The 12,511-nt window shown below is 70.0% G+C and carries 12 protein-coding genes; 6 read left to right on the forward strand and 6 right to left on the reverse strand.

Going from position 1 to position 12,511, the window contains the following annotated elements; all coding sequences use genetic code 11:
* Positions 1–164 precede the first annotated feature (164 nt).
* A protein-coding gene (locus AADR41_RS15790) for an IS5 family transposase (RefSeq protein ID WP_446751048.1) occupies positions 165–1,024 on the forward strand; the annotation gives its coding sequence in 2 pieces (ribosomal slippage) (positions 165–516 and positions 516–1,024; 861 coding nt in all).
* Positions 1,025–1,054: 30 nt separating this feature from the next.
* Here the strand turns inward: AADR41_RS15790 and AADR41_RS15795 are convergent.
* The 5 genes from AADR41_RS15795 to AADR41_RS15810 form a co-directional block, all read right to left on the reverse strand.
* Positions 1,055–1,693 (reverse strand): LysE family translocator, encoded by a 639-nt coding sequence (locus AADR41_RS15795; RefSeq protein ID WP_342282022.1) that lies wholly within the window; start codon positions 1,691–1,693, stop codon positions 1,055–1,057.
* 117 nt (positions 1,694–1,810) lie between these two features.
* Complete coding sequence (locus AADR41_RS42900; protein ID WP_446751049.1) at positions 1,811–2,155, reverse strand: DUF6188 family protein; 345 nt, start codon at positions 2,153–2,155, stop codon at positions 1,811–1,813.
* Positions 2,073–2,309 carry a hypothetical protein gene (locus AADR41_RS15800; RefSeq protein WP_342282023.1) on the reverse strand — a complete coding sequence of 79 codons (237 nt, stop codon included), beginning with the start codon at positions 2,307–2,309 and terminating at the stop codon, positions 2,073–2,075. Before AADR41_RS15800 ends, AADR41_RS42900 begins: the two co-directional genes overlap by 83 nt.
* A gap of 769 nt (positions 2,310–3,078) precedes the next feature.
* On the reverse strand, positions 3,079–4,008 hold the full coding sequence (locus tag AADR41_RS15805; protein WP_342282024.1) for a hypothetical protein: 930 nt from the start codon (positions 4,006–4,008) through the stop codon (positions 3,079–3,081).
* A gap of 264 nt (positions 4,009–4,272) precedes the next feature.
* On the reverse strand, positions 4,273–4,500 hold the full coding sequence (locus AADR41_RS15810) for a hypothetical protein (RefSeq protein WP_342282025.1): 228 nt from the start codon (positions 4,498–4,500) through the stop codon (positions 4,273–4,275).
* A gap of 403 nt (positions 4,501–4,903) precedes the next feature.
* Between AADR41_RS15810 and AADR41_RS15815 the strand changes: the two genes are divergently transcribed.
* The 5 genes from AADR41_RS15815 to AADR41_RS15835 all read left to right on the forward strand — a co-directional run bounded on the left by AADR41_RS15815 (position 4,904) and on the right by AADR41_RS15835 (position 12,010).
* Positions 4,904–6,604: a sensor histidine kinase gene (locus AADR41_RS15815; protein ID WP_342282026.1), complete on the forward strand. Its 1,701-nt coding sequence runs from the start codon at positions 4,904–4,906 to the stop codon at positions 6,602–6,604.
* Complete coding sequence (locus AADR41_RS15820) at positions 6,601–7,275, forward strand: response regulator transcription factor (protein WP_342282027.1); 675 nt, start codon at positions 6,601–6,603, stop codon at positions 7,273–7,275. The genes AADR41_RS15815 and AADR41_RS15820 overlap by 4 nt, the downstream gene beginning before the upstream one ends.
* 330 nt (positions 7,276–7,605) lie before the next feature.
* A complete protein-coding gene (locus AADR41_RS15825) occupies positions 7,606–8,403 on the forward strand; it encodes an ABC transporter ATP-binding protein (protein WP_446751050.1) in 798 nt (265 codons plus the stop codon).
* 84 nt (positions 8,404–8,487) lie between these two features.
* Positions 8,488–11,058 carry an ABC transporter permease gene (locus tag AADR41_RS15830; protein ID WP_342282029.1) on the forward strand — a complete coding sequence of 857 codons (2,571 nt, stop codon included), beginning with the start codon at positions 8,488–8,490 and terminating at the stop codon, positions 11,056–11,058.
* 562 nt (positions 11,059–11,620) lie between these two features.
* Entirely contained in the window at positions 11,621–12,010 is a 390-nt protein-coding gene (locus tag AADR41_RS15835) for a substrate-binding domain-containing protein (protein ID WP_342282030.1), read from the forward strand.
* 54 nt (positions 12,011–12,064) lie between these two features.
* On the opposite strand, the gene AADR41_RS15840 is transcribed toward AADR41_RS15835, so the two are convergent.
* Entirely contained in the window at positions 12,065–12,508 is a 444-nt protein-coding gene (locus AADR41_RS15840) for a hypothetical protein (protein ID WP_342282031.1), read from the reverse strand.
* Positions 12,509–12,511: the final 3 nt, after the last annotated feature.

A 12,511-nucleotide genomic window follows, 5' to 3' on the forward strand; every position in this document is an offset into this window, starting at 1 on the left:
GCACATCCTGCACTGGTCGACCTGGCGCCGACGACGACAACACCAGGCCCGCATCAGTCACTACAAACGGCGCGGGCACAGCCCCTGACCTGGCCATCAGTCACGGCAAGCACCGTTGCAGTACTAGAGCGTGTCTCTTTGACGGGTCGGTCGGTTGATCGGGTGTGTCTGCCCGGTTAGTGATCACTGATGCGATGTGGGGCCGGATCGAGCCGCTGATGCCGGCAGATCCGGTCCGTGGGCGACGGTGGGCTGACCACCGCCGCACCCTTGAGGCCATCGCGTGGAAGTACCGAACCGGCTCACCCTGGCGCGACCTGCCCAACGAGCTCGGTTCTTTTCAGACCGCTCACAAGCGCTTGATCAGGTGGGCCGTGGACGGCACGTGGGAACGCATTCTCACAGCGGTTCTTACTGCGGCTGACGAGGGTGACGATGTGAGCTGGACAGTCTCGGTGGACTCGACCGTCTGCCGGGCTCACCAGCATTCGGCCGGTGCCAGAAAAAGGGGGCACCAGGCCGGTCGGAGCCCGAGGATCACGCGCTCGGACGCTCCCGCGGCGGACTGAGCACGAAGGTCCACTTGGCCAGTGACAGCCAAGCGCCTCCGCTGGGTATCCGCGTCACCGCCGGTCAGGCCGGTGACGCGCCGGCCTTCGAGGCGGTCATGGCCAGAATCCGGATTCCAGGCAGCGGACTCGGGAGGCCAAGAACCCGCCCGGTGACCGTCCTGGCGGATCGCGCCTACTCGTCCCGTGCGATCCGTGGACACCTTCGCCGTCGAGGCATCCGGGCTGTCATCCCGCAGCCCGCCGACCAGATCGGCCACCGTTTGCGGCGAGGCCGCGCCGGAGGTCGCCCGCCCGCCTTTGACGCCGACAGGTACAAGGAGCGCAATGCCGTCGAGCGCTGCATCGCCCGACTCAAGCAGTGGCGCGGGCTGGCTCTACGGACGGACAAGCTCGCCATCGCCTACCAGGACGCACTCCACTTCGCGTCCATCTTGATCTGGGTCCGGTGTTGAGCTGGTCGCTGGACCCTCACGTTCCGATCATCAGTTGCTGAGTGCCAGCCTGATGCCGAAGATGCCGATGACGGTGCCGGTGATCCGGTCGAGCAGGCGACGGGCCTGCGGCTTGCGGAGCCATCCGTGAAGGACGCGAGCAAAGCCGATCAGGACGCCAGACCAGAGCAGACCGATCAAGATGTGCACCGTGGTGAGCAGAAGGCCCATGGTCAAGTGGCCGGTGCCTGCCGGGATGAACTGAGGCAGGACGGCGACATAGAAGGCGCCCATCTTCGGGTTCAGGAGGTTGGTGAGCGTCCCCTGCCGCCAGCCGCCGCTGACCGAGTCCGCGCCGGCGGCCAGAACAGAATCGTCCGTGTCTGCCGTGGGCAGCCCCCGGAAGGTGTCCCGGAGCATACGGAACCCCATCCAGATCAGGTAAGCGGCACCGATCCAACGCAACGCGGTGTAGGCGAGGTGGGAGGCGGTGAGAAGCGCGGTCACTCCGAGGGAGGTGAACGCACCCCACATCAGAGTGCCGGTCTGGATTCCGAGGACGACGCCCCAGGCCCGCTTGCGTCGGCCGAGGGCTGACGTGCGCAAGATCAGCGCCGTATCGAGTCCGGGAGTCAGAGTGAGGAGCCCTACAACTAGGGCGAAGGACCACAGAGCGGAGCTTATTGCCATGGAATGCCAGCCTACCCCGCCAGATCGCCTGCCTTGTGAGCAGGTCCGGTAGGTCTGCCTCTACTCCAAAGAGACAGGGCCTAGCCGCACTTCGACCCTGGATCTGGTTGGTGGTGATCAGCCACTGGGCTTCGCGGAGTCTTCTGCCGGGCTCGGCACGCCAGGATTCGTGGATGGTGGGCGAGGCGGGTGAAGGCGGGCTGCGGTACGTCTGACAGGTTCCCAGCGCTCTGTAGACCGACCTTGTGAATTCTCAGTCGCCGCGCAGCCAAACCAGACGCCGAGGTCACCTCCCGGCAGGGACAGGAACCGCCGTCCTCCAGGTCCTGTGATCTGCCACGCCTCGAATGCTGCGTCGGCTGGACACGTCAGATGCGTGTCACCCCCGAACACCATCCGGAGCGTGCCGGGACTTGAAGGCGACGGCAGAGACGACGTTCGTCCCGAATTCCCAACCTTCATCGAGGGCCGGAGTGAGGCGGTAGTCGACAGTGATCCCAGCAACGCCCGGCTCTCGGAAATTCAAGATCCACCGGTCATCGTGTTCGACCGGCTCTGCTTCAGTGCTCATCACCCCACCGTGGTGGACGGCCCAGCCGAGGGCGATGGAGGTCATCACGGATTCCGCCGGAGCCACGGCTGTTGAGAATCCGGCGAGGTGTGCTCTCGATCCTCTTGGCAAACCGGCAGATCAGGCCAAGATCCGGAGACAGCTCCGATGCGACGGGACGGCCGGCGTCCGCCGCAGCAGGCCATCACTTCTGTCGCCGTGGAGTTCAGGAAGATCGTGAACCAGGATGATCTGTCCACCGTGTCGATGGATCCGGTACGAAGTGGCTCTTTCCCGGCTCGCAGGAGGATGTCGACGCTGTCGGCCAGGCCATCGATCGTGCGGCCACGTCTCAAGGAGTGGTGCATTCGGCGCCGGAAGACGCCCGCGTGCCTGTTGGCCGGGACCAGGCCGTCCCAGACGACGAATTCAGCCCCGGCGATCAAGGCTGCGCGTGCAGGTCCGCATGCCGGGGTCTGTTCGCGGAGCATGGCGATGAGGTCGTCGCGAGTCACACTGCCATCCGGTGGTGGCCGACGATCGGCTGCATGTGACAACCACAGCGCCCTTCTGGTGACAGTCCGGCTGCTCCGGCCTGGTTCCTGAGCAGCCTACGCGGCGCGGTCGGTGACAACTACCAAACCTCGGCACACTGGTGTGACTGGGCGAGACAGTTGCCACTTGGGCGCGACACCTGTCACTGAGCATCTGGATGCCCGACATCGGTAGCAACGCTGCCGGACGGAAAAGACGATGCACAGGCAAGTCGTCGGTTGGGCCACCGGACTCCCGTACGGCAGCCAGGCGTGGGTAATTCGGCGCATCCGGTGCCGGGTCAGACCCCCGCAGACGTCTGAGCGTCCTTGGCGGGTGTCGCGGGCGCCGCCTCGGCGTCGGTGTCGTGCCCCTCCGGGGACCCGAACCAGGCCACTGCCACCGCGCCCGATACGGCGAGCACGAACCCGGTGATCGCCGCCCAGGCGAAGCCGGGACGGGAGGCATCGCCGAGCCACAGCACGCCGATGATGCCCGGCAGGACGGTCTCGCCGACGACCAGCGCGGCAGTGGCACCGTTGACCGAGCCGATCTGCAGGGCGACCGTGTGCAGATACATGCCGCCGATGCCTGCCACCAGGATCGCGTAGAGCGCCGGGTCGCAGAGCAGCGCTCCCGGGTCGAAAGGGTCGATGCCGTTCAGCACACGGACCCCGACACCGAGGGCGCCGAAGCCCAGTCCGGACAGCAGACCGGCCAGAATCGCGGCGCGCGCCCCCAGCAGGCGTACGACCACGATGCCGCCCACGATCAGGAGCAGCGAGATCCCCAGCAGCCACCAGTGTGTGGAGATCGGGGTGTCGCCGCTGCCTTCCGGGCCCGCCGCCGTCGCCAGAAGCACCAGCGCGGAGCAGACCACGGCAATCGAGGTTTGCTCGGCGCGGTTGAGCCGGATACCGAGGAGCTTGATGCTCAGCACCGCCGTGATCACCAAGTTGGCGCTGATCACGGTCTGCGACAGGAACAGCGGCAGGAGGCGCGCCGCCAGTGCGCCGAGCCCGAAGCCGACGAAGTCCAGGATGGTCCCGACGACGAACTCCCAGGTCATCGCCGCCTTCGCAGTGGACGACAGGCTCGGGCCACCGTGCTGGGTCACGCTGCCCGCAGCGGCCTCCCGGCGGGCTGACTTCCGTGATCCGACGGCCTGGAGGACGGAGCCCGTGCCGTAACAGATCGATGCTGCCACGGCGGTGAGCAGTCCTATGAGCACCGAAAGCTCCTTTCATGTATGGGTCGGTGGGGTTCGGCCCCGTTCCCACTGGCAGACGCGGGTTTCGGCGCAAAAGTTGCTTCCGGCGAGTCGGTTGCCGGTGTATCTCCTTCCACAGGCCAACTGCGGTCTACTGCCTGGCTGTGACGGTCCGGTGGCGGTGCTCGCACAGGTGCGGGTGCGGGTGCGGCTGGCGTCTGCTCCGGCCCCGCGTTTCCGGCCCCGCTTCGGAAGCGGCGGGGCACCGGGCCGGGTCCGCGCGAGTCAGTCGGAATGGTGGGGCGGTTCGTCGTCGGCGTGGCCGCCGGTTCCGAGGGTCCGTCGCGGGGACGGGGGACGCTGCGGACGTGTGCCGAGTGCGCCTCGGGCCCGCAGTTCGTCGAGGTCGGACAGACGCTCGTCGGGGAGAGCGTCGAGCAGGTCGGCCTGGGCGGCTCGGATGCTGGGCGCGGGAGCCCGGCGGCCTGCGCCGAGGGCACGGCGGACGGTCACGCCGGTCATCGTACGGTCAGTACATCGCGGGTTGGCCCGGCCGCCGGGTTCCCGTGCAATGGGGTGTCTGCGCGGCGCCGGGAATCGTGGTCCAGGAGCAGGACGTTGGCCCGGGCCTGCGGTGGTCGGGGCTGTGGTCGGCCCACGCCTTTGGTCAACTCCGGCAGGGATACGGGAGTTGAGTGGCCTGCAGAGCATGGGCAGGACCGGCATCTGCTTCGACAACGCAGCGGCCGAGAGTTCCGGGCCGTCCTCAAAGAAGAGATCGGCACCCGTTGCTGCCCCGACCCGGCCGGTCGCCCGTCGGAGGGGCCGTGGGCCGGCGAGGTCCGTCTTTCGGTAGAGGGAGGAATCATTCCATGGGGTCACGCCCGCGTCCGGGGTGTGTGTCGATACTGGGGTCATGTCCCTGCTCAGCCGCGTCTTGCCCGTCGTTCCGCGCGGCATCTCAGCCCGTCTGCCCAGATGGGCCGGTGTGGGCCTGGAGGGGATCACCGCCGCGGCCGTGACCGGCCTGCTCTGCCTCTCCGCCGGAGTCCAGTGGCAGCTCCCGCACCTGGGTGCCCAGGCGGTGGCAGCTCCCGTCGCCGCTGTGCTCTATCCGCTGCGCCGCCGCCACCCTGTGGTCGTCCTCGTGGCGTTGACCGCGTCGGTGGGCCTGCTGCCGTTCCTGGGACCGGTCACCGCCGCAGCCGTCTACACCATTTCCCTGCTGCTGTCCCCCGGCAGGCGCCACGCCTGGTTGTGGGCCCTGGCCACGGTGGCGCCGGTCGTGACGGTGACAATGTCCTCGGCCGTCTCGTGGACAGGCCCGGCCCGTGCGACCTACGCGGTCGCCCTGGGATTGGTCCTGTCGGTGGCCGCGGTGGTGGTGCCGGGCCTGGTGGGCACGGTCTTCGGCCAGGCGGACCGGTTGCTGGAGGCCCTGCGGGCCCGCGCGGACGCCGCCGAACGGGCCCGGGCCTCGGCCGACAGCGAGGCCCGGACCCAGGAACGTTCCCGGATCGCCGCCGAGATGCACGATCTGGTCGGCCACAGGCTCAGCCTGGCCTCCTTGCACGTGGGTGGCCTGGAGCTCGCGCTGTCCAGGGCCGCGCCCGCTCTGCGCCCGGACGCCGCCGTTGTGCGGAGCACCATCAAGGACGCGCTGCGCGAGCTTCGGCAGGCGCTGGGCGTCCTCGACCCGCTGGGAGTGAGCACACAGACCGAGGCCCCGTTGACCGAGGAGATCGGCACCCGGGCCAACATCGGGGAACTGGTCGCCCAGTCCCACGCGGGCGGCGTCGATGTCGCCCTGGAGTGGACTGGGCTGGATCTGACGGACGTACCGGTGCCGGTTCGACGGGCGGTGCACCGTGTGGTGCGCGAGTCCCTGACCAACGTGCACCGCTACGCGGCCGGCGCCGGGGTCACCGTCGAGGTCTGCCGTGACGAGGACACCGTGCGGGTCGCCGTCCACAACACCGCGTCGCCGGGGGCGATCACCGACGGGGTGGGCACCGGACGGGGCCTGCCCGCACTGCGCGAACGCGTCGGGCTGCTGCACGGCTCCTTCACCGCGGGGCCGTCGGCCGACGGCGGATTCCGCCTCGCCGCGGACCTTCCGCTGCGCCCCGTCCTCTCACCGGCCACGACCCGATCCGGTGCCTCTCCATGGGCCGGGGCCCATCCGGCGTATTCCTCGTACGGCCCGGTCCCGGAACCGGCCGAGCCTCGCCGCACTCGGGCGATCCGCGCCCTCGTGCTCGGCGGGGGGCTGGCCGCGGTGACGGCGCTGATCCTTGCGGGTATCGGGTTCTCCTACGCCCCGAAAGGCCCACAGGCCCCTCCGGAGCAGCCCAGGATCGGCATGACGCTGGAGAAGTTCCATGTCACGGGGCCCGGAGAATCCCAGGGTGCGCGCGCCGCCGCGGCGGGCCGGGAACCCGCCCGGCCAGCCGCGGCGGCCGGCTGCCTCTACGCCTTCGGCCCGCGCCCCGACGACCGGCCGACCGACACCCTCCCGCTGGTCCGCCACTGCTTCGACACCCATCAGCGGTTGATCACCATCGACCCCTTCACCGTCCCCACAGTGCGCGAGCCAGTCTCCTGGGAGAGCCCATGACCACCCCGACCGTCCCGATCCGTGTCCTGCTCGCCGACGACGAGACCATGATCCGGGCCGCCGTGCGAATGATCCTCTCCCACGCCGACGGCATCGAGGTCGTGGGCGAAGCCGCCGACGGCCGCCAGGCCGTGACGGAGGCGGCCTCCCACCGCCCCGATGTCGTCCTCCTCGACATCTACATGCCCGTTCACGGCGGGCTCGCCGCCGTCGCCCCACTGCTGGCCCTGGATCCGGCACCACGGGTGCTGATGCTGACCACCTTCGGCACCGACGACAACGTGCTGACCGCGCTGCGCGACGGCGCGGCCGGGTTCCTCCTCAAGGACGAGGGGCCCGAGGAACTGATCCGAGCGGTCCGCGCGGCGGCAGCCGGGGACTCCGTACTGTCCCCGCAGGTCACCGGCGCCGTAGTCGCCCGAATGCTGAGCGGTGTGCACCAGGAGGCGGCTCCCGGCCTCACCGACGAACGCATTGCTCGCCTGACCGGCCGGGAACGCGAGGTCCTGAAACTCATCGGCGAGGGCTTGTCGAACCAGGAGATCGCCGGCCGGCTCCGCATCACCGTCGGCACCGTCAAAACCCACGTGGTCGCCGTCTTCGCCAAGACCGACACCACCAGCCGCGTCCAGGCGGCCGTTCTCGCTCACCGCACCGGTCTCGTCCACTGATCCGGCTTTCACACCGTCCTCGGGCACTCCCCGAGCCATCCGCCCCTTCCCGTACGCTCCGGCGCGCCGGGAGGGGCTCCATCCTTCGACAGAGACGCCAGTCGTCCTGAAGAGGGAAACGGACCACCACTCCCCTGGATCGTCTCTGTCCGGCGACGGAGGCGAAACCACCGCCTGAGGACGATGTTTTCGCAGGTCAGACACGGTGATGATGGTAAGCGTCCCCGGCCGGGTGCCCCCGAATGCCAAGCGCTCTCCCCCGACGGGGAGGCCCCGGGCCACCCGACCGTCTTCTTCTCACCCCTGTGCCGGAGTGTGTCCATGTCGCCGATGTCCTTCCCCCACCACGCCCCGTACGCGGGCTCCTCCGCTCCGTGCCAGTCGGCGGCCCCCTTCGCCGCGAGCGCATCCGACCTGTCGAAGGTGTACGGGAGCGGGGACACACGAGTCGTCGCCCTGGACCGGGTGAGCATCTCCTTCGAAGAGGGCGAGTTCACCGCGATCATGGGCCCCTCGGGCTCGGGCAAGTCGACCCTGATGCACTGCGTCGCCGGCCTGGACTCGGCGTCCTCGGGTTCGGTGCGGATCGGCACCACCGAGCTGAGCCCCCTGAACGACTGGCAGCTCACCGAACTGCGCCGGGACCGGATCGGGTTCATCTTCCAGGCGTTCAACCTGTTGCCCACCCTGACGGCGGTGGAGAACATCACACTCCCCACGGACATCGCGGGCCGCACCGTCGACCGGCAGTGGCTGGAGACGGTCGTGAACATGGTGGGCCTGTCCGGTCGCCTCGACCACCGCCCCAGCCATCTCTCCGGCGGCCAGCAGCAGCGTGTGGCCGTTGCCCGGGCCCTGGCCTCCCGACCCGCGATCGTCTTCGGTGACGAGCCCACCGGAAGCCTCGACTCCCGGGCCGGTGCCGAGGTCCTGGGCTTCCTCCGGGAATCGGTGCGGCAACTCGGACAGACGGTGGTGATGGTGACACACGACCCGGTGGCCGCCGGCTACGCGGACCGGGTCGTCTTCCTCGCCGACGGCCGGCTGGTGGACGAGATGCGGCAGCCCACCCCGGACCGGGTCCTGGACCGCATGAAGGAATTCGACGCCCGGGGCCGCACCAGCTGACCGGGCCGTCCCGGTGCTCCCGCCCCCGGGTTCCGCTCGCGTCGCACTCCCCCTTCCGCCCTCTCACGCCCCGGACACACATCCATGCTGAAAGCAGCCCTGCGCAACGTCCTCGCGCACAAAGCCCACCTGATCATGACCGTGCTCGCGGTCTGCCTCGGCGTCGCCTTCGTCAGCGGCACCCTGGTCTTCGGCGAGACCTCCACCGCCGCCAGCCGCGCCGCCGCCTCCGAGAACCTCGCCGACCTCTCCGTCCGCGTCAGCCCCAAGCCCCCCGAGCCCGGGGACCCCGCGTCCAAGGGCCGGCCGCCGGCACTAGACGACGCGGCCGTCGCCGAGCTCGCCGGTATCAGCGGCGTCGACAGCGTCCGGCCCTCGATCTCCGGCTCCGCCGTACTGAACACGGCCGAGGGCATCCCGATGCGCAGCGCGAAGCGCGGCGGCAACCTGGCCGACGCCTGGATCCCCGGACCCGGCGGCAAGGACCCCCGCTTCCCGATCGCCCGGGGCCGCACACCGCGCACCGGCGACGAGATCGCCCTGGACGTCGGCACCGCCGCCCGTGGCAAGCACCAGATCGGTGACAAGATCACCCTCGCCACCAACGGCCCCGTCATGCACAAGCGGCTGGTAGGCATCGTCACCACCAAGGACACCCGCGTCAGCTCCGGCACCGGCACCCTCGTCCTCTTCGACAGGGCCACCGCCCGCGACATGTTCGGGCAGCCCGGCGCCTACTCGTCCATCGACCTGACGGCCAAGCCCGGCACCGGTGAATTCGACCTGGCCAGGCGCGTCGCCGGCACGCTCGGCGCCGACCGGGTCGAGACCTCCACCGCGAGTGACCTCGTCGCCCAACAGGACCGCTACGTCGGCGTCCTGGTCCGCGGCAACGAGAAGGTCGCCCTGATCTACGCCGCCGTCGCCCTCTTCATCGGCTCGTTCCTGATCGTCAACACCTTCACCATGCTGGTGGCCCGCCGCAGCCGGGAGATCGCCCTGCTGCGTGCCATCGGCGCCTCGCGCCGCCAGGTGGTCCGCTCCCTGCTGGTCGAGGCCGGTTTGGTCGGCCTGCTCTCCTCCGCCCTCGGCCTCGTTCTCGGCCTCGGCCTCGCCGTCGCGATGCCCCACTTGATGACCATCGACGGGGGCGCCGCTCCCACCGGGCCCCTCGTGATCGGGGCCACGCCCATCGCCGCCGGGCTCTTCGTCGGCGTCGGCCTCACCGTGCTCTCCGCCTGGCTCCCCTCCCGCAAGGCGTCCAAGATCGCCCCGGTCGAGGCGCTGCGGGTCGTCCACCAGCCGCCGTCCGCCACTGCCTCCCGCTACCGGGCCATCGCGGGCGGCCTCCTCGCCTTCGGCGGCGCCGCCCTGCTGATCTCCCTCTCGGGAGCCGAGGACGCCTCCGACGAGAACCTCCAGAACGCCGTATTCGGCGCGTTCGGCCTGATCGTCGGCCTGTTGATGCTGACCCCGATCCTGGCAGTCCCGATGATCCTGGCCGGCTGCAAGCTCACCACTCGCTTCGGCGTCGCCGGCCGGCTCTCCCGCGAGAATGCCCTGCGCGACCCGCGCCGCACCGCCGCCACCGCCTCCGCCGTCATCGTCAGCACCGCCCTCGTCGCCGGCCTCGCCACCATCGCCCACTCCAGCGCCGAGGCCCTCGACCGCCAGGCCGCCGCCGGCCTCACCGCCGACCACCTGATCACCGCAGACCAGATGACCGGTATCGACCGGGCCACCGCCCGTAGGATCGCCGGCACCCCGGGCGTGCGCACCGCGAGCGCCATCGCCGATGGGCAGATCCTCCTCGGCGGCGACAATCTGCGCGTCACCGGTGTCGATCCCGCCGGTCTCGACAACGTGATGAAGCTCGACTTCGTCTCCGGTTCCCTCAAGGGCCTCAAGGCCGGTGCCATCGCCGTATCCGAGACCACCGCCCGCGAACACCACCTCAAGACCGGCTCCCGGGCCAGGACCACCCCCGGCTTCGGCCGCGACGGCATCCGGACCTACACCGTCATCGGCGTCTACCGCGACAACCCCACCGGCGGCCCGGCCATCGGCAACCGCGCAGAGATCCAGCGCCTGGACGAGAACAGCGGGACCAGCCAGTACTTCACCCGAATCCTCGTCGCCGCCGACAAGAACGGCGTCTCCAAGGCCGAGCTCCTCGCCGCCACCGGCAAGAACCCCCTCCTCACCGTCCAGAGCCGCGACGAGTTCGTCGCGGAGGCGTCCGGTGTCATGAGCATCGTCATCAACCTGATGTACGGCCTGCTCTTCCTCGGCGGCGCCATCTCCGCCCTCGGCATCGCCAACACCCTCGCCATGTCCGTCACCGACCGCACCCGCGAGATCGGCGCCCTGCGCGCCATCGGCATGCACCGCGCCGGCATCCGCACGATGATCCGCCTTGAGGCCCTCATCGTCGCCGCCTTCGGTACCGTCCTCGGCGTGGTGAGCGGAACCTTCGGCGCCTGGGCCGTCAGCTCCCTCGCCAACGGCTCCATCAAGCAGTACGAGTTCGCCCTCCCCTGGGGAACCCTCCTCGTGACCTGCGCGCTCTCCCTCACGGTCGGCATCCTCGCCGCAGCCCTCCCGGCCCGCCGGGCCGCCGGCCTCAGCCCCTTGGCGGCCGTCGCCGAATCCTGACCCCGAGCCGCTCGCCAGCGTCCCACCCGCCGGCCGCTTGCTCTGCGCCGTTCCGCAGGTCCGGATGGACAACGGTATCGGCGGCCGAAGCAGCTCCGCAGGCGCGCCGGCATAGTCCGGCGCGCCTGCGTTCGGGGTCATGGCTCCCCTCGCCGTCACTTAAATTCCGTGTTCAACCACCTCGCAGTGGTGTCGGCCAGGAGTCCTTGTCGGTGGTGAACCACCGGCCGCCGGCCTGCCAGGCGAGGGCTCCAGCCGGCCGGGGTCGTTGGTGTGGAGGACGCCGCCGCGGGCGTCTGCGTCGGCCTTCTTCACCTGTTCCGTCATGGACCGGTACGCGTCCCATGTGGCCGGCACGTCGATCTTGTGCCGGGCGAAGAAGTCCTTGCGGTACATCAGCGTCAAGGGTGCGGCGTCCCGCGGGACGCCGCAGGTCTTGCCGCCGAGGTTGTCCAGCTGCCCCGGCCCTGCGCCATCCGGTCGGCCTGTGGCGCAGCCGCATCGCACTGCTGCAGTTCGCCACAATGACGTCCCCCTGCTGGAGATCGGATACCAGCAGGCCGTGACCGTACTGAGCCTGGAGCCCTCCCCGCCCGACATCCCCCGGGTTCTCCCGGAGCACGACCTAACGGACCTCGACGACAAGTGCGCCCAGCTCGTGCAGTGCGTACGTGCCGGACAGGTCGACGCGATCCTGGTCCACAACGATTCGATCGCCCTCCCCCTGGTCAGCCGCCTGCAGGCATCCGGGATCCGGGTGCCTGACGACCTCGCCGTCGTGACCTACGACGACGAACTGGCCCCCCTCGCCGACCCCCCGCTCACCGCGGCCGCCCCGCCACGGCGGGCAGTGGGGGCCGAAGCTGTCGAGTTGCTCGTCGAGCGACTGGAGGATCCTGAGCGGCCCCCACACCGCCTCATATTGGATCCCGTCCTGAACGTGCGGGGCTGAGAAGGCGCCAGGAGCACCTCGCGTCGTGCCAACTGCCGATCGAGGTGGCTTCGTTCACCTCCAGGGGCAGCGCATACGACGCGCGGCGTCTCGCTCGTCCTGCCCGTGGGCCGTCACTGCGGCGGGGCACAGCGTTTCGGTGACCTTCGTCAGCCCTCGGGGGTGGTCGGGGTCGGTGCCGCGCGCGATCGCCAGGTGCCGCGCCAGGATCTGGAACGGCAGGATCCCCACCAGCGGGGAGAGCTCCTCGGCACCGGTGTCGGGCCGGACGACCGTCAAGTCCGTGCGCCGGGCGGCCGACGCCCGGCCCACGACGAGAATCTCCGCGCCGGAATCGCCCGGCCGGTCCGGAACCCGGAGCATCGCTTCGCCGCCGCGTCCGTCGGCGACGACGGCGACGACACACGCACCGGCGCCGGGGGTCGGCGTACACAGTTGCGTCCCCAGCTTCTTACGGATGAATGGGGACAGTTGCTGGTGCGGTGGGGCGTGCTGCAAGTC

Origin of the sequence: Streptomyces sp. CLV115, from assembly GCF_038448545.1 — a bacterium.
In the GTDB taxonomy this organism is placed as follows: Bacteria; Actinomycetota; Actinomycetes; order Streptomycetales; family Streptomycetaceae; genus Streptomyces; species Streptomyces sanglieri.